Source organism: Pseudomonas sp. AC252 (genome assembly GCF_979258105.1).
Map to the genome: position 1 here is coordinate 2,175,153 of NZ_OZ409837.1, position 17,883 is coordinate 2,193,035.

14 protein-coding genes are annotated in these 17,883 nt (G+C 60.0%); 4 read left to right on the forward strand and 10 right to left on the reverse strand.

Going from position 1 to position 17,883, the window contains the following annotated elements; all coding sequences use genetic code 11:
* Positions 1–78 precede the first annotated feature (78 nt).
* The 8 genes from ACZZZ4_RS10080 to ACZZZ4_RS10115 all read right to left on the reverse strand — a co-directional run bounded on the left by ACZZZ4_RS10080 (position 79) and on the right by ACZZZ4_RS10115 (position 8,984).
* Positions 79–1,470, reverse strand: coding sequence for an LLM class flavin-dependent oxidoreductase (locus ACZZZ4_RS10080; protein ID WP_463547741.1), 1,392 nt, complete (start codon positions 1,468–1,470; stop codon positions 79–81).
* A complete protein-coding gene (locus ACZZZ4_RS10085; protein WP_463547742.1) occupies positions 1,470–2,663 on the reverse strand; it encodes an SfnB family sulfur acquisition oxidoreductase in 1,194 nt (397 codons plus the stop codon). The genes ACZZZ4_RS10080 and ACZZZ4_RS10085 overlap by 1 nt, the downstream gene beginning before the upstream one ends.
* A 26-nt stretch (positions 2,664–2,689) precedes the next feature.
* Positions 2,690–3,931 (reverse strand): SfnB family sulfur acquisition oxidoreductase, encoded by a 1,242-nt coding sequence (locus tag ACZZZ4_RS10090; RefSeq protein WP_463547743.1) that lies wholly within the window; start codon positions 3,929–3,931, stop codon positions 2,690–2,692.
* Between the two features lie 262 nt (positions 3,932–4,193).
* Positions 4,194–4,958, reverse strand: coding sequence for a hypothetical protein (locus tag ACZZZ4_RS10095; protein ID WP_463547744.1), 765 nt, complete (start codon positions 4,956–4,958; stop codon positions 4,194–4,196).
* Between the two features lie 459 nt (positions 4,959–5,417).
* The gene (gene tcyN / locus ACZZZ4_RS10100; RefSeq protein ID WP_039756407.1) at positions 5,418–6,167 is read right to left on the reverse strand and encodes an L-cystine ABC transporter ATP-binding protein TcyN; all 750 of its coding nucleotides are present in this window, start codon (positions 6,165–6,167) and stop codon (positions 5,418–5,420) included.
* Between the two features lie 4 nt (positions 6,168–6,171).
* Complete coding sequence (tcyL, locus tag ACZZZ4_RS10105; RefSeq protein WP_016772200.1) at positions 6,172–6,837, reverse strand: cystine ABC transporter permease; 666 nt, start codon at positions 6,835–6,837, stop codon at positions 6,172–6,174.
* Entirely contained in the window at positions 6,837–7,637 is an 801-nt protein-coding gene (gene tcyJ, locus ACZZZ4_RS10110) for a cystine ABC transporter substrate-binding protein (RefSeq protein WP_122508407.1), read from the reverse strand. Before tcyJ ends, tcyL begins: the two co-directional genes overlap by 1 nt.
* 348 nt (positions 7,638–7,985) lie before the next feature.
* Positions 7,986–8,984 (reverse strand): D-cysteine desulfhydrase, encoded by a 999-nt coding sequence (locus tag ACZZZ4_RS10115; RefSeq protein WP_463547745.1) that lies wholly within the window; start codon positions 8,982–8,984, stop codon positions 7,986–7,988.
* 190 nt (positions 8,985–9,174) lie between these two features.
* Here ACZZZ4_RS10115 and epsC point away from each other — a divergent pair, with 190 nt between their 5' ends.
* Together epsC and betT are read left to right on the forward strand one after the other, a co-directional pair.
* A complete protein-coding gene (gene epsC / locus ACZZZ4_RS10120) occupies positions 9,175–10,101 on the forward strand; it encodes a serine O-acetyltransferase EpsC (RefSeq protein WP_039756411.1) in 927 nt (308 codons plus the stop codon).
* A gap of 398 nt (positions 10,102–10,499) precedes the next feature.
* A complete protein-coding gene (gene betT / locus ACZZZ4_RS10125) occupies positions 10,500–12,461 on the forward strand; it encodes a choline transporter BetT (RefSeq protein WP_160768576.1) in 1,962 nt (653 codons plus the stop codon).
* A 26-nt stretch (positions 12,462–12,487) separates the two neighbouring features.
* Here betT and ACZZZ4_RS10130 read toward each other — a convergent pair whose 3' ends face one another.
* Together ACZZZ4_RS10130 and ACZZZ4_RS10135 are read right to left on the reverse strand one after the other, a co-directional pair.
* Complete coding sequence (locus ACZZZ4_RS10130; RefSeq protein ID WP_463547746.1) at positions 12,488–12,748, reverse strand: hypothetical protein; 261 nt, start codon at positions 12,746–12,748, stop codon at positions 12,488–12,490.
* A gap of 184 nt (positions 12,749–12,932) precedes the next feature.
* Positions 12,933–13,970, reverse strand: a complete 1,038-nt coding sequence (locus ACZZZ4_RS10135) for a LacI family DNA-binding transcriptional regulator (RefSeq protein WP_463547747.1) — start codon at positions 13,968–13,970, stop codon at positions 12,933–12,935.
* Between the two features lie 203 nt (positions 13,971–14,173).
* Here ACZZZ4_RS10135 and ACZZZ4_RS10140 point away from each other — a divergent pair, with 203 nt between their 5' ends.
* Both ACZZZ4_RS10140 and ACZZZ4_RS10145 read left to right on the forward strand, forming a co-directional pair.
* Entirely contained in the window at positions 14,174–16,399 is a 2,226-nt protein-coding gene (locus ACZZZ4_RS10140; RefSeq protein WP_463547748.1) for a TonB-dependent receptor, read from the forward strand.
* A gap of 1 nt (position 16,400) precedes the next feature.
* Positions 16,401–17,720 (forward strand): LLM class flavin-dependent oxidoreductase, encoded by a 1,320-nt coding sequence (locus ACZZZ4_RS10145; RefSeq protein ID WP_463547749.1) that lies wholly within the window; start codon positions 16,401–16,403, stop codon positions 17,718–17,720.
* Positions 17,721–17,883 lie beyond the last annotated feature (163 nt).

Genomic DNA, 17,883 nt, shown 5'->3' on the forward strand with positions numbered 1-17,883 from the left:
TTTCCAGTCAGTGCATGAGTTTGTGGTGCCGGGGAGGGCCTCTTCGCGAGCAGGCTCGCTCCCACAGGGGTACGCATTTCAAATGTGGGAGCGAGCCTGCTCGCGAAGCTTCTGATGCCTGTACGAAGATCCACTGTGTTGCTCAGGCAGCTGTGGCCCAGCGTGAAACAGCTTCTCGCGCAAGGTGCCGCCGTCATATGCGGTCTTGTACGAGCCGCGTCGCTGCAATTCGGGAATCACCAGTTCGATGAAATCGACATAGCTTTCCGGGGTAACGATGCGGGTCAGGTTGAAGCCGTCCAGACCGGTTTCGGCGATCCACGCTTCCAGCTCATTCGCCACTTGCTCGGGCGAACCGACCACGGTGATGTAACGGCCACCGAGGGCGTGCTGGTCAAGCAATTTGCGTCGGGTCCAGTCGTTGTTCTGCAGGTTTTTCGTTGCCGATTGAATGGCGTTGCTCTTCACGTACTGGATCGGCTCATCGATTTCGTACTGGGCAAAGTCGATGCCGGTGGAGGCGGAAAAATGCGCCACGCCGGCCTCGGCACTGGCGTAGCTGAGGTACTCGGCATGCTTGGCCCACGCCGCCTCTTCAGTGGCGCCGACGATGACGTTGAGGCCCATGAACACCTTGATGTCTTCAGGGTTACGCCCGGCCTCGACGGCACTGGCGCGGACCTTGTCGACCTGTACTTTGGTCGACGGTTTGTTCTGGCCACTAATGAATACGCACTCGGCATGACGCCCGGCGAATATCAAGCCGCGGTCGGAACTGCCGGCTTGAAACAGCACCGGCGTGCGCTGCGGCGACGGTTCGCAAAGGTGATACCCCTCGACTTGATAGAACTCGCCCTTGTGCTCGACCTTGTGCACTTTTTCCGGGTTGGCATAGATGCGCTGTTCGCGGTCGTTAAGCACCGCGCCGTTTTCCCAACTGCCTTCCCAGAGCTTGTACAACACCTCCAGATACTCTTCGGCCTGGTCGTAGCGGCGGTCATGTTCGACCTGTTGGCGCAGGCCCATGGCTTTGGCGGCGCTGTCCAGATAACCGGTGACGATGTTCCAGCCAACGCGGCCGCGACTCAGATGATCGAGCGTCGACATGCGCCGGGCGAACAGATACGGCGGCTCGTAAGTAAGGTTGGCAGTGAGGCCGAAGCCAAGGTTTTTGGTCACTGCAGCCATCGCCGATACCAGCAGCAACGGGTCGTTGACTGGCAACTGGATCGACTCTTTCAGCGTGACGTCGACCGAGTTCTGGTAGACGTCGTACACACCAACGATGTCGGCGATGAACAGGCCGTCGAACAGTCCGCGCTCCAGCAACTGCGCCAGTTCGGTCCAGTACTCAATCGTGTTGTAGCGGGTCGAGGTGTCGCGCGGATGCGTCCACAGGCCATGATTGATGTGGCCGATGCAGTTCATGTTGAACGCGTTGAGCAGAATCTTCTTTTTCGCAGCGCTCATCAGATCGTCCCTCGCAGCGGAGGGTTTTCATCGTTGAGGTAATAATTGCCTACTGCGTGATATTTCCAGCGCACCGGGTCGTGCAGGGTGTGCACGCGAGCGTTGCGCCAGTGGCGGTCGAGGCCGTGCTCGCTCAGGGTGGCCTGGCTGCCGGCGAGTTCGAACAGCGTGCTGCCAGCGGCGAGGGAGATTTCTGTGCTGATCGCTCGCGCTTCGGCGACCGCGATCGAGGCGGCGGCGACGGTTTCGGCGTTGGTTTCGGCTTGCGCGGCATCAAGAAATTCGCCGGCACGTTCGAGCAAGGCTTCGGTGGCGTGCAGGCGGATGCTCAGGTGGCCGAAGCTTTTCAACGTCAGCGGGTCTTCGGTGGCTTTGTCGTTGCCGGAATCGATCCATGGGCGGGTCTTGCTGCGCACGAAATGCAGGGCGTCTTCGTAAGCGGCGCGGGCGATGCCGGTGTCGATGGCGGCGTGAAGAATCTGCGCCAGCGGGCCGACCGTGGTCGGGCGCTCGAAAGCGCTCTGGAACGGCAGCACATCTTCGGCCACTACATACACATCTTCGAACACCACCGAGCCGCTGCCGGTGGTGCGCTGGCCGAAGCCGCTCCAGTCGTCGATCACCGTCAGGCCCTTGCTCTCGCGCGGGACGAAGGCAAGTTGCTGTACGCCGTTTTCATCGACCACCGACGTTGGAATGCGCTGCGCGTAAATCGCCCCGGTCGAGTAGAACTTGCGACCGTTGATGCGATAACCAGCGCCGTCGCGTTTGAGACTAGTGACGCGGTCGTGGGCGGTTTTGGTGCCCAGTTCTGCCAAGGCATTGCCAAAGCGTTGGCCGGCGAGGACCTCGGCGTACAGGCGCTGTTTCTGTTCGTCGCTGCCATTCACGCGCAGCACTTCCAGTGCGTAGAAATGGTTCTGCGGAATCTGCCCGAGCGAGCCGTCGGCCTGGGCGATCAGCGCGATGACTTTGGCCAGGGTGACATTGGATACGCCCGCGCCGCCATATTCTTTCGGCACGCTGATGCCCCACAGGCCGGAACGGGAAAACACTTCCAGTTCTGCCAATGGCAGGCGGCGTTCGCGGTCGCGGATGGCGCTGTCGCGTTTGAAGTCTTCGGCCAGGTCGCTGGCAACGATCAGGGCTTGCTCATCGCTGGTGATGACCGCGACGTGATGGGAAAGCGTCATGTTTTTCCTCCAGATGTCTGGTCGTCTCAGATCCAGGAATGGCGAGCCGGTAAAGTGCCGTTGAGGCGATAGGCGCCGACCGCGTGATACTTCCAGCGCACCGGGTCGTGCAGGGTGTGCACGCGGGCGTTGCGCCAGTGACGGTCGAGATTGAATTCGGCGAGGGTCGCGCGACTGCCGGCCAGTTCGAAGAGCTTTTCGCTGGCCAGCAGCGAAATCTCGGTGGTCAGCACTTTCGCCTCAGCCACGGCAATCGAAGCGCGGGCGGCGGCTTCGGCAGTCAGCGGTGCGGCGTGGACCTGATCGAGCACTTGTCCTGCCCTGCGCAACAGCGCTTCGGCGGCGTGCAGTTCGATTTTCAGTTTGCCGATATCGGCGATCACGTAGAGATCATCGCTGGCGCGCTCGACCTTGGCGTCGATCCATGGCCGCGCGCGGGTTTTGACGAAATCGATGGCGTCGTCGATAGCACCGCGTGCGATGCCGGCGTCGATCGCCGCTTGAATCAGCTGCGACACTGCACCTTGGGTGTTCGGCTTGTCGTTGATCTTCCAGTTGTCGATAACCAGGCTCGACTCGACGCGTACGTTGTTCAGCAGGATCGTGCCGCTGGCAGTGGTGCGCTGGCCGAAGCCCGACCAGTCATCGACGATGCGCAAACCAGGCGTGCCGCGACGGACGAAGGCCAGTACTTGCCTGCCGTCATCGTTCAGCGCTTTCACCGCGACCCAATGCGCAAACAGCGCGCCGGTGGAGTAGAACTTCTGGCCGTTGATCACGTAGTCATCGCCGTCGGCGGTGATTCGCGCTTTCAGTTGCAGAGTATTTTTTGTGCCGCGTTCCGGGCCGGCATTACCGATGCGCCAGCCTTCCAGAACACTCTGGAACAATTGCTTTTTCTGCGCTTCGGTGGCGCTGCCGAGCACCAGATTGATGATGCCGAACTGGTTCTGCGGAATCTGCCCGAGCGCCGGGTCGGCGGCGGAAATGATCGCGAAGACTTCGGCCAGCGTGACGAAGGAAACCTGCGGGCCGCCGTACTCACGTGGGATCGCAATGCTGCCGAGGCCGCTGCGGGTGAACTGTTCGATTTCCGACCATGGCAGTTTGCGTTGGCGGTCGCGTTTGGCCGCCTGCACGCGGGCGACTTGCGCCAGCTCATGGGCGGCCTTGATGGCTTGAGCATCGTTGCGCAACACTTGCGCGGGCAACAACAGCGGGGCGATGTCCTGATCGGACTGCAGATTCGCATCTGCCAGACTGGACATCAGTGCCGCTCCCTGGCTGCACGCAATGCCCTGGCGATCTGCACTGGGGTGATTGTGTTCCGGACCATACCTACCTCACATCTCATGAAAAACGCCGCGAAGTGCGACGATTGAAAGAATGTCCGGTGGTCCGGTGCATATACCCTAAGCGTGTATAAAAATTAAATAAACTAACTTTTAGGAATATGTATAGAAGGGGGATGTCAGCATTGGTTAGTGAGTTTCAGGTGAGAGGTCACTGACCTCCCATCCTGAGCAGGTCTCACTTGGTGCGCGATTCAGCGGCCTTGAATTCGGGCTTCAAGGGGACTTTCACATACGGATTCACGCAACCGATTTTCAACGTGCGCGGCGGCGCCCAGCGCGAGTTGTTGCCGACCCGGTCGAGGATGCAATACGTCACGTCCAGCCGCAGATCCTCGCCCGCTTCGACGATGACTGCCGGTGGTACCCAGACCTGAATCGGCAGTCCGACATCCGCTGCTGTAACAGGCGCCAGATCCATGCGCACGTCGCCCCAGCGCAGGGTGATGGCATCGTCCTCGGCCATGTTCAGGTACGGCTCGATGGTCAGCGGCACGCCGCGTTTGATCTGGTTGGGATTTACTCCCTGACGGCGAATCGTGTCAGGGATGACCACCGGCGCCAGTTGCTGATTTTCGTCTTCGCACTGCGCAGTTGGCTGGCCTCCGGGGCAATCGAGTTTGACCTGCACACGGGTGGCTGGCGATAACGCCGGACCCTGGCCGACCTGCATCACGCGGTAGTGAATGCGCGCGGTACCGTTGGCAACGAAACTTTCCGGCACCCGCAGGCTGACTGACTTACCGACATCGGCCGTGCCGAGGACTTTTGAGGCGACATAGCATTTGTTCCAGAACAGTTCGATCAGATCACCATCATCCATGCCAGGGTAGGGCGGCACATCGATCAACAGGTGAGCTGCTGTTGTCAGGTTGATGCCGGTCTTCTGTGCGCATGCCAGTGTTGGCGCTGCAAGTTCGGGGGTGTGCGAAGTGCGGGTCATCGGTTTCTCTCCTTGAAGTCTTGCAGCGAAATCCGTTTCTGGAAAACAAAAGGCGCGAATCAACTGGCAATAAAAGCGACAACTGTTTGTTCGGTTTTAGTGCGGGTTTTTTGAACTAAGGGGCGCCGGTTGCCGACTAGATAAAAGTCTGCGGAGAGGGGTGTCAATAGCGGGGCTTAGTTAATCCGTGAATTACAAGTTAATCAGAAAGCTCCTACATCATCGAAGCACTATGCCTAGGCTTGGGCGCGAAACCAGCTACAGATAAACGCCTATTCCCCAGCGTTTGGTGCGGGTTTGTTCGCGGGCAAACGTATGGAAATATGACGACATCGAGGATGTGAGTTACCGTTGCGCAATGTATATTTGCGCCCGCAAGTAACAAAGTAGAAAAATTGAAATGACGGGAGAGAGGTAACTTCCATCCGTGGAAGTTGAGAGGTCTTGCAAAGGAAGTTCTCAGGCGTGATTCAGAAACTTGCTGAGAAACTGTTGGGTGCGTTCTTCTTTCGGGTTGGCAAACAATGCCTTGGCTTCACCCTGTTCAACAATTACGCCCTTGTCGAAAAACACCACGCGATTGGCCACGTCACGGGCAAAACCCATTTCATGGGTGACAATCACCATGGTGCGATTTTCTTCGGCAAGACCGCGAATGGTCGCCAGCACTTCACCGACCAGTTCCGGGTCGAGGGCGGAGGTCGGTTCGTCGAACAGAATCACTTCCGGCTCCATCGCCAGCGCCCGGGCGATCGCCACGCGCTGTTGCTGACCACCGGAGAGACGACGCGGATAAGCGTCCTCCTTGCCGGCAAGCCCCACTTTGGTCAGCAGCTTTTTGCCCAGGGCAATCGCTTGGTCGCGCGGCATCTTCTTGACCACGATCGGACCTTCGATGACGTTTTCCAAGGCGGTGCGATGGGGGAACAGGTTGAAGTTCTGGAACACGAAGCCGACGTGCTGGCGCAGATTGCGCACCAGGCTCTGCTGCTGGTTCAGCGGGCGGCGGGTATCGATTTCGATATCGCCGACCTTGATCCGGCCGCTGGTGGGTTCTTCGAGGAAATTCAGGCAGCGCAGGAACGTCGTTTTTCCCGAGCCGCTGGGGCCGATGATCGCGACGACTTCGCCTTCCTTTACCTCAAGGTCGATGCCGTTGAGCACGACCTGACCCTTGAATTGCTTGGTCAGTTTTTCCACGACAATCATCGCGTCAGGACTCCTGGTCGTGCCGATTGACTCGCTCTTCCAACTTGTTCTGCAAGTGCGAAAGCACCGTGGCCAGAATCCAGTAGATCAGTGCGGCGGCAAGATACATGGTGAAGACTTCGAAAGTCCGGGCGGTAATCAGCTGCGCCTGACGGAACAGCTCCGGCACCTGAATGGTCGCGGCCAGCGCCGTGTCCTTGACCAGCGAAATGAAGCTGTTGCCCAGCGGCGGCAAAGCCGTGCGCATCGCCTGCGGCAGGATGGCCCGGCGCAGGGTCTGCGCGCGGGTCATGCCGATACTCGCAGCGGCTTCCCACTGACCACGTTCGATCGAACCGATTGCAGCGCGGAGGATTTCACAGGCGTAGGCGGCCATGTTCAACGAGAAACCGATCAGCGCTGCCGGCAGCGGATCAAGCTCCATGCCCAGTTGCGGCAAGCCGTAATAGATCACGAACAGCTGCACCAGCAACGGCGTGCCGCGAAAGAACGACACATAGATGCGTGCCAGCCAACTGACTGATTTGAAGCGCGACAGACGCATCAGCGCGAGGCCGAAGCCCAGCAGCAGACCGAAGAACATCCCGCCAAGGCTGAGGACTACCGTGTAGTACGCGCCCTTCAACAGAAAGGGCGCGGAATCCAGCGCGAGTTGGAAAGCCTCTTCCATTATTTAGTGACGTCTGCGTTGAAGTATTTCTTCGACAGTTTCTCAAGAGTGCCGTCGGCACGCAGTTCGTCGAGCGCCTTGTTCACGGCAGCGAGCAGTTCAGGCTCGCCTTTGCGCAGGGCGATACCGGATTCCTGACGGGAGAAAGCCTCACCGGCAGCCACGGTTTTCGGGGCTTTCTTGGCATATTCGAGCGCAGCCAGGCGGTCGATCAGGATGGCATCGGTACGACCGTTGTTGAGGTCGGCGAACTTGGTCGGATCATCATCGTAGGTGCGCACGTCGGCACCCGGCACGTTGGCGCGGACCCACTGCTCGTAGTTGGTACCCAGGCCGACACCGACCTTCTTGCCCGACAGGTCAGCAGCAGTCTTGATGTTCAACGCCGACTCTTTGCTCTTCAGCACGAGGGCCTGAATGCCGGAGACGGTGTACGGTTCAGAGAAGTCATACTTCTTCTTGCGCTCGTCAGAGATGGTCACTTGATTGACCACCAGATCCAGACGTTTGGATTCCAGGGCAGCGAGGATGCCGTCCCATTTGGTTGGCTGAATCTTGGCCTTGACGCCGAGTTTTTGCGCCAGCGCTTCGGACAGCTCGACTTCGAAACCGGACAGCTTGCCATTCTCGTCGACGAAGCTGAACGGAGGATAAGTGCCTTCCAGGCCGACGTTGAGAACGCCTTTGTCCTTGATCTGTTGCAACTGCTCACCGGCCACTGCCTGGCCAATCAGGCCGGCGCTCAGCGCAAGACCCAGCGAACCGACCAGCAGAGTGCGACGTAGTGCGGAAAAATTCATGACAAGCCCCTGTGTTTTCTTATGGAAGACGCTTAAGGAATGTAGGCAAATGGGTGATTTGGTCGACAGCGCTATCCTGCCTTAAAGCAGCTTAAGCGTCTCGCCCGAAATTCGCCTGCGGCGAGACTATAAGATGTCTGTTTTAGACTTGAAAATACTAGATTGTGTTTCTTTTATAGTTTTTTGGAATATGTGCCCGTTCAGTTGTGGCGAGGGGATTTATCCCCGTTCGGCTGCACAACAGTTGCAAAGTCCTGCGACGTTGTACTCACTTGCGAAAGCAAGGGGCCGCTCCGCGACCCAACGGGGATAAATCCCCTCGCCACAGATATCTGCAATCTGCAGTGATCATCTTGTCAGAAAATCCTTGTAGGCAAACAACGCCGGCGTGCCACCGGTGTGCAGAAAGATTATCGGACCATCATCGAAGCGCTGCCGGCCGATTCCGTCGAGCAGACCGGCCATGGCCTTGCCGGTGTAGACCGGGTCAAGCAACAGACCTTCCTGAGCCCCCAACAGTTTCACCGCCGCCAGCGTGCCGGCATTCGGCTCGCCATAACGCGGGCCGAAATATTCGTCCCACAGCTCGACCTTGAAGCTGGCCGGCAACTCGACGCCCAGCAGCTCTGCCGTGCGTTCGGCCAAACCCTGGACCTTCGGCTGCTGGTCTTCTTCACTGCGTGAAACGGTCACGCCGATCACCGGCAGTTGCGGCAACGCCTCACTCAGCGCCAGCCCCAGACCACTGTGAGTACCGGCACTGCCTGAAGCCAGCACCACAGCGGCGAAATCGAGGCCGCTGTCCTTGATCTGCTCAGCCAGTTCCAGTCCGGCGCGCACATAACCCAGAGCACCGAGCGCGTTGGAGCCGCCAATCGGCACCAGATACGGCTTCTTGCCGTTGCTGCGCAGGCGCGCGGCGAGGGCGGCCAGTTGTTCGTCAGCATTATCGAGGTTGTCGACCAGTTCGACCTTGGTGTCGAACAGGTCCAGCAACAAGCGGTTGCCGTTGCCGGTGTAGTTGCTGTCGTCGGTGCCGAGCGGATTTTCCAGCAGCGCCACACAGCCCAGGCCGAGTTTCGCGGCCAGCGCGGCGGTCTGGCGCACATGGTTCGATTGCAACGCACCGGCCGTGATCAGCGTGTCAGCGCCTTGCGCGAGCGCGTCGGCGGCGAGGTATTCGAGTTTGCGCAGCTTGTTGCCGCCCATTGCCAGCGGCGTCAGGTCATCGCGCTTGATATACACCTCGCGACCGAGCCAAGCGGACAAGCGTTCGAGTTTTTCCAGCGGCGTGGGGTGGCTCAGCAGTTCGAGACGGGGAAAGCGTTGCAGCTGTTGTTTGATCATGAGTCCGTACTGGCGCAGAAGAATGAATGGACTATAGGCAGGCGCATTTGCCCGGGCAACCGCCAATCGCTTATAGCCAAATGGACTGACGCCAGCACTATCGGTTCTTAATTCGTCGGTAGAGGCATGCCGTAAAGTAGGCGCCGTTGACGCGGCCAGACAGTCCGGCCGCCCGTAAGGAGTCTTTACCGTGAGCGAGCGTTCCAGCCATTGGCAATTGCAGACCATCGTCAGCCAGCTGCGCAGTGCGCGGGATCAGTGGCGTGCGCAGAACGGCCGGGCATCCGGCGAGCAGGGTGGGCGCGAATTGCCATCGCGAGCGGCAATGGCGGAAATCCTTGAAGCGCTGTGTGGCGCGCTGTTCCCTATGCGTCTGGGGCCTGTGGATCTGCGTGAAGAAAGTGAAGATTTCTACGTCGGCCATACGCTTGATGTTGCGTTGAATGCGTTGCTGGCGCAGACGCGCCTGGAGCTGCGTTACGTTGCCCGCCACAGCGCGCAGGACGACAGTGAAGTCGAGGCGCGGGCCATCCAGATCGTGCAGGATTTCGCTCTCGCGTTGCCGGGTCTGCGCACGCTGCTCGACACCGATGTGCTGGCGGCGTATCACGGCGACCCGGCGGCACGCAGCGTTGATGAAGTGCTGCTGTGCTATCCGGGCATTCTCGCGGTGATTCACCATCGCCTGGCGCACCATTTATACCGTGCCGGGCTGCCGCTGCTGGCGCGGATCAGCGCGGAGATCGCGCATTCGGCGACGGGCATCGATATCCACCCGGGCGCGCAGATCGGTCGCAGTTTCTTTATCGATCACGGCACCGGTGTAGTGATTGGCGAAACCGCGATCATTGGTGAGCGGGTACGGATTTATCAGGCGGTGACCCTGGGGGCCAAGCGCTTCCCGGCGGATGAAGACGGCCAGTTGCAGAAGGGCCATCCGCGTCACCCGATCGTTGAGGATGACGTAGTGATTTACGCCGGGGCGACGATTCTCGGACGGATCACCATCGGCAAGGGTTCGACCATTGGCGGCAACGTGTGGCTGACGCGCAGTGTGCCGGCGGGGGCGAATCTGACCCAGGCGAATCTGCAGCATGATGATGGGACGCAGAAGTAGGTCTTGAATCTGTGTTGTTGTATCGGGCCTCTTCGCGAGCAGGCTCGCTCACAATTGGAATGCGTTGCAAATGTGGGAGCGAGCCTGCTCGCGAAAGATTTCCAGGCCGGATCAAGGTAGTGGCCTTAAGCCAATTCATCAGTGAACGAATCTCTCCAAACCCGCGTCATACCCCTCTTTGGGCGCTGTAGGAAACCTACCGCCCAGCCCTGCGATTAGTCCTTACCACCCCATTCATGTTTAACTTGAACGTTCATTCAAGTTAAACCGGTGGTTCGCTGCCCGCTCACAACAGGAGGCTTGCCTTTGCTGAGTCCGATCATTTCAGCCACGTTTCAACCCTTCGAGGTGCACGTTTCATGAGTGCATCGTCCACCCCCGCCAGCGGTCTGGTACGCATGAATCCGCCGGTGTTCTACTTCGCCGCGACGGTCATTCTGCTGTTTGGTCTGGTCGTCATCGCCATCCCCGAGCAGGCCGGCGCCTGGTTGCTGGAAGCGCAAAACTGGGCGGCCAATACGGTCGGCTGGTATTACATGCTCGCGATGACCCTGTATCTGGTCTTCGTGGTGGTCACCGCCTTATCCGGCTACGGCAAGATAAAACTCGGTGCCGACCACGACGAACCCGAATTCAGTTACCTGTCCTGGGCCGGCATGCTGTTCGCCGCCGGGATCAGCATCACGCTGTTCTTCTTCTGTGTCTCCGAACCGCTGACGCACATGCTGCAGCCGCCACAAGGCGAGGCCGGCACTGCCGATGCGGCACGCCAGGCGATGCAAATTCTGTTTCTGCACTGGGGCCTGCATGGCTGGGGCGTGTTCGCCTTTGTCGGCATGGCGCTGGCCTATTTCGCTTATCGGCACAATCTGCCGCTGGCCCTGCGTTCGGCGTTGTATCCGCTGATCGGCAAACGCATCAACGGCCCGATCGGCTACGCAGTCGACGGCTTCGGCATCATCGCTACGGTGTTCGGCCTCGGTGCGGACATGGGCTTCGGTGTGCTGCACCTCAATTCGGGCCTGGATTATCTGTTCGGCATCGCCCATACCCAGTGGATTCAGGTCGGCCTGATTACGCTGATGATGGGCGCGGCGATCATCGTTGCGGTCTCCGGTGTCGATAAAGGCGTGCGGGTGATGTCGGACATCAACATGCTGCTGGCCTGCGGGCTGCTGCTATTCGTGTTGTTTGCCGGGCCGACGCAGCACCTGCTCAACACCCTGATCCAGAACGTCGGCGACTACCTCGGCGCGTTGCCGATGAAGAGCTTTGATCTTTACGCCTACGATAAACCGAGCGACTGGCTCGGTGGCTGGACCGTGTTCTACTGGGCCTGGTGGATCGCCTGGTCGCCGTTCGTGGGCCTGTTCATCGCGCGGATCTCCCGTGGCCGCACCATCCGTGAATTCGTCTTCGGCGTGCTCTTGATTCCGCTCGGTTTCACCCTGGCGTGGATGTCGATCTTCGGCAATAGCGCCTTGGATCAGGTGCTCAACCACGGCATGAGCGCGCTGGGTATGTCGGCCATCGATAATCCGTCGATGAGCATTTATCTGCTGCTGGAAACCTATCCGTGGAGCAAGACCGTCATTGCCGTGACGGTGTTCATCAGCTTCGTGTTCTTCGTGACGTCTGCGGATTCCGGCACCGTGGTGCTCTCGACCCTGTCGGCCAAGGGCGGCAACCCGGATGAAGACGGGCCGAAATGGCTGCGGGTGTTCTGGGGCGCAATGACCGCGCTTATCACCAGTGCGCTGCTGTTCTCCGGCAGCATTGATGCGCTGAAGTCGGCGGTGGTGCTGACGTCGTTGCCGTTCTCGTTGATTCTGCTGCTGATGATGTGGGGCCTGCACAAGGCGTTCTATCTGGAATCGCAGAAGCAGATCGCGCAGCTGCATTCGCTGGCGCCGGTCTCCGGTTCGCGGCGTGGCACCGGCGGCTGGCGCCAGCGCCTGAGTCAGGCCGTGCACTTCCCGTCCCGCGACGAGGTGTACCGCTTCATGGAAAGCACGGTGCGTCCGGCGATCGAGGAAGTGACCGCCGTGTTCGTCGAAAAAGGCCTGCACGTGGTCACTCAGCCGGATCCGGCGCATGACAACGTCAGCCTGGAAATCGGCCATGGCGAGCAGCATCCGTTCATCTATCAGGTACAGATGCGCGGCTACTTCACGCCATCGTTCGCGCGCGGCGGCATGGGTTCCAAGCAACTCAACAATCGTCGCTACTACCGCGCCGAAGTGCACTTGAGCGAGGGCAGTCAGGACTACGATCTGGTCGGCTACACCAAAGAGCAGATCATCAACGACATCCTCGACCAGTACGAACGGCACATGCAGTTCCTGCATCTGGTGCGTTGATCCAACGGTCGAGCGCCGAGACGTTTTTACGCCTCGGCGCTCAGCACCATGAACAACACCATTGCCGCCATCGGCACGCCGAATACCGCACTGCCAATCGCTATTTCTGACCCTACGGACTGGCCGGCATGCACCACCCCCACCGCGCCATTAATCACCGTCAACGCCAGCCACAGGGCGGCGAAGCCGAAGGCCATGGTCTGGCGGCTGAAGCCGATGCGCTCACCGATGTAGAGCATCAGCGCGAGCAGGACCAGACCGAAGAAAATGATGATGGCGGTGTGCATTGTGGTGCCTGCGGGATGTGCGGTTCCTGATCGGTCGCCATCGCGGGCAAGCCCGCTCCCACAGGTTTCGGGTTTGGACACAAAATTTGTGAACGACGCAAAACCCTGTGGGAGCGGGCTTGCCCGCGAAGGGGCCACCTCGGTATGACCTAGAGCATAGCCAATCCAGCCCCCGCCATATTCATCAGGTGCTTTCCCGCTCCATAACCCGGCATTGCAGCAGATTCAGCCGCTGTACTTCGTCGCTCGGCAATACCCCGAGGCTTTCCAGCACCCGTGTTGCGGCCAGTACGCCGATCTCCAGTGCCGGTGGTTTGATCGTACTGAGGCTTGGCAAAAGCATCTCGGCGAACGGGTAATCCCCGAAGCCCAGAACGGCGCAGTCTTCGGAGATTTTCAAACCGGCGCGTTGCCCGGCAAGGAGGCCGCCGGCGGCGAGGTTGTCGTTGGCGAAGATGATTGCGTCCGGGCGGGGTGAGGCGATCATCAGGGCGTCCATCGCTTGTTTGCCAGCTTCGAACGGTGCGCGGTCGGCATCCGGGGTGAAGACCCATGGCTCGTGGCCAGCGGCGCGCAAAGTGGCGGCATAACCGTCGCGGCGTTCCAGTGCGCTGAAGTCCCCCGGCGCGCTGTTCTGTACGAAGGCAATGCATTGATAGCCTTTCTCCAACAGATGCCTTGCCGCTGTCACGCCCACCTCGAAATGCGAAAAGCCGATCTGCATCGGCCCGCGTTCCGGCTGGTAATCCCAGGTTTCGATCACTGGAATATCCGCCTCGGCGAGCATTTTCTCGGTGCCTGCGCTGTGAAAGTGGCTGGTCAGCACCAACGCTGCCGGCGACCAGCCGAGAAACGCGCGCACGGCATTTTCTTCCTGCTCGATATCGAAATAACTCGACGCCAGCAACAGTTGATAACCGTGACGACTGAGGGTGTCGCTGAAGCCCTGGATCGTGTTGGCGAAGATCGGCCCCGAGATGTTGGGGATGACCATGCCGACGATTTTTCCCCGCGCCGAGGCCAGGCCGCCGGCGACCAGATTTGGCACGTAACCCAACTCGGCGACCACCGCCGCAATACGCTCGCGGCGCTCGGGTGAAACCTGCTCGGGCTGATTGAAATATCGCGACACGGTAATCGCCGATACCCCGGCTGCGCGCGCTACGGCATTCAACGTCACACGGCCGGCGCCCCGGCGTTTGCGCGGTTTTTCGTCGTTCAACAGTCAATCCCTCTAAAAAACCAAATCGAATATAAAAGTAATTTTTGAGTATTGGACGCTCTACGCCGGGGTTGCCAATACTGACGATGTTAGCGCTAACAAAGCGCGTTGTCTGCTACTCGCTCGAGCGAATGCCCAAGACAGATTCAGGCACTGTCGTCGCAGAACGACAGTGGTTCAGGGCCATTTTCGAGCGGATACCTATGCGTGATTTTCCTGGGGCACCACACACACTGACGCAGTCGATTCGCGCGGCGGGATGGATTTTTACCGGGCTGGCGGCGCTGCCGCTGCCCACGGCGTTTGCCGCTGACAACAGCGATCAGGAGCCGACGCTGAAGTCGGTCACGGTGACCGCGACCCGGCGTGAAGAATCGCTGCAGAAAGTGCCGGTGACGGTTTCGGTGCTCGACGGCGAACAGCTGGAACGCGACAACCGTAACGGCGTGGCGAGCATCGTTCAGCAAGTGCCTTCGCTGAATTTCCGCACTGGCGCCTCGAACAAGGACACCTCGTTGTTTGTGCGCGGGGTCGGCACCATTTCCACCTCGCCGGGCGTCGAGCCGACCGTGGCGACAGTGATCGACGGCGTGGTGTACGCGCGGCCCGGTCAGGCCACGCTGGATCTGCTCGATCTCGAACGCGTCGAAGTGCTGCGTGGCCCGCAAGGCACACTGTTCGGCAAGAACGCCTCGGCCGGTGTACTCAACATCACCAGCAGAGCAGCGTCCGCCGAGACCCACGGCTACATCGATCAGTCGTACTACAGCGGCAACGAAAGCCGCACCCGTTTCGGTCTCGGCGGCAGCCTGATTCCGGACACGCTGAAGGGCTCGATCAGCACGCTGTTCGGCAGTTACGACGGCGATGTCGACAACCAGCGCAACGGCCACGAGGTCAACGGTTACAACCATCGCGGCGTGCGCGGCAAACTCGAATTCACCCCGAACGACGACGTCACCTTCACCCTGATTGCCGACTACATGCAGTCTCACGACGACGCGCCCAATGGCGTCGTCAGCCAAGCGCTGACGCCGGCCTTCGCCAACGCGCTGCGTCCGGTGAATGCGACCAGCCACAATCGCGACATCAACACCGACACCCGCTCTCACATCGAGGACGTCAACAAAGGCCTGTCCGGCCAGCTCGACTGGCAATTGGGCGATTACACCCTGACGTCGATCACCGCATGGCGCGGCTGGGACAACACCCAGTATCAGGATGGCGATCGCCTTGGCACCGTGACCGCCGCGTTTCCCGGCACGGTGGACAAGGGCGATCTGGCTTTCGACCAATACTCGCAAGAGCTGCGTCTGGCCTCGCCGAAAGGCGAGTTTCTTGAGTACGTCGGCGGCCTGTTCTACATGCATGGCAAGGACGACGAGACCTATCAGCGCACCCTCACCACGACCGCTCGCACTGACCGTGGTGTCGCCGATTACAGCACCACCAATGACAGCTACGCGGTGTTTGGCGAGAGCACGCTGAACTTCACTTCGGACTTTCGCGGCATCGCCGGCCTGCGCTATACCCACGACGATCTGGAATACGATCACCGCCGCGTTTCCACGTCGGCGACCACGGTCAGCGGCATTCAACCGGCGACCAGCAGCTCAGGCTCGGTGGACGAAGATGGCTGGTCCGGCCGCCTCGGTTTGCAGTACGACCTGAGCGATACCGTCACCACTTACCTGACCTATTCGCGCGGTTACAAAGGCCCGGCCTACAACGTGTTCTTCAACATGCAACCGCGCGATACCGAAGCGCTGAAACCGGAGACGTCCAACACCTGGGAGGCGGGGATCAAAGCCACTTCCTGGAACAATCGCCTGACCACCAACCTGGCGATCTTCCACAGCGAGTACGACAACTATCAGGCGAACTTTTTCGACACCGTCGCCGGGCAAGTGGTGACGCGGTTGATCAACGCCGGCAGCGTCACCAGTGAAGGCGTCGAACTCGACTACGCCCTGCAAGCCACCCAGCAACTGAAGTTCTCCGGCGCACTGGCCTATACCCGCGCACGCATCGACGAGTTCGCTTGCCCGGCCGGCGCGGCGGCGTCGTGCAACGTCAACGGCAAACCTCTGCCATTCAGCCCGGACTGGAAAAGCTACGTGCGTGCCGACTACACCATCCCGCTGGACAACGGTCTCGATATCGAACTGGGCACCGACTACAGCTGGCAAAGCGAAGTGCAGTACGACATCAGCCAGAACCCCGATACCAAACAGGGCGCCTATGGGCTGTGGAACGCCAGCGTCGCCCTGGCCGATTACAGCAATGGCTGGCGCGTCGCGCTGCTCGGCAAGAACCTCGCCGACAAGTCCTATTCGCCATTGCTGGCCAGCGGCGGCAGCTACATCTATCGCGCCGTGCCACGGGATGACGAACGCTACTTCGGCGTGCAACTGCGCAAGGATTTCTGAGATGAGCAAGCAGATGAAACTCGGTGCGTTTCTCATGGCCACCGGGCATCACGTAGCGGCGTGGCGTCATCCGGATGTGCCGGCGAATGCGGGGCTGGATTTCGCCCATTACAAACGTCTGGCACAGATCGCCGAAGCGGCAAAGTTCGATGCGCTGTTTGTCGCCGACAGCGTCGCCGCACCGACCGATGACATCGCCAGCCGCATGGCGCGCTCCGATCACTTCGAGCCGCTGACCTTGCTCTCGGCACTGAGTGCATTGACCGAGCACATCGGCCTGATTGCCACAGCCACCACCAGTTACAACGAGCCGTACCACGTGGCGCGCAAGTTTGCTTCGCTCGATCATTTGTCGGGCGGACGTGCCGGATGGAATCTGGTGACTTCGGACAACGCCGCCGAGGCGCTGAATTTTGGCCGCGATGCACACATCGGCCATGCCGAACGCTACAGCCGTGCCCGCGAATTTCATCAGGTGGTTACCGGGCTCTGGGACAGTTGGGAGGACGATGCCTTCCACCGCGACAAGGCCAGCGGCGCCTATTACCACCCGCATAAGCTGCACGTGCTCGACCATGTCGGTGAACATTTCCGGGTCAAAGGCCCGCTGAATGTCGCGCGCTCGCCGCAGGGACAACCGGTGATTGTTCAGGCCGGATCTTCCGAGGCGGGGCGGGAGTTGGCCGCACAAACCGCTGAAGTGGTGTTCACCGCGCAGACTTCGTTGGCCGCCGCACAGGCGTTTTATGCTGATATCAAGGGACGCTTGGCCAGGTTCGGGCGCAGCACCGATTCGCTGAAAATCATGCCCGGTGTGTTTGTCGTGGTCGGTGCCAGCGAGGCTGAAGCGCAGGAAAAATGTGAAACGTTTCAGCAATTGGTCGAACCGGAGGTGGGCGTCGCGCTGCTTGGGCGTATGCTGGGCAACTTCGATTTATCGAAGTACCCGCTGGACGGCCCTCTGCCAGAGTTGCCGCTAACTGACAGCGGCCAGCGGAGCCGACAGAAACTGCTGACTGAGCTGGCGGGGCGGGAGAATCTGACCCTCGCCGAACTCGGGCGCAGGATCGCTGGCGGACGTGGGCATTACAGCCTGGTCGGGACGCCGGCGCAGATTGCCGATCGCCTGCAGGAATGGTTCGAGCAAGGCGCAGCGGATGGCTTTAACGTGCTGGTGCCGCACCTGCCGGGCGGGCTGGAAGATTTCGCCAGTGGCGTGGTACCGGAACTGCAACGGCGTGGCTTGTTCAGAACTGAATATGAAGGCCGCACGTTGCGGCAGAACCTGGGGCTCGCCCGACCTGTAAACCGCTTCGCATGATTGATGGGGCCTTTGTGGTGAGGGGATTCATCCCCGTTCGGCTGCGAAGCAGTCGTAAAACCAGCGCACTCGGTACACCTGATTCACCTAGGTTTCAGGTTTTGGGGCGGCTTTGCCACCCATCGGGGATAAATCCCCTCGCCACAAAGGTGTCCGGTTTCTG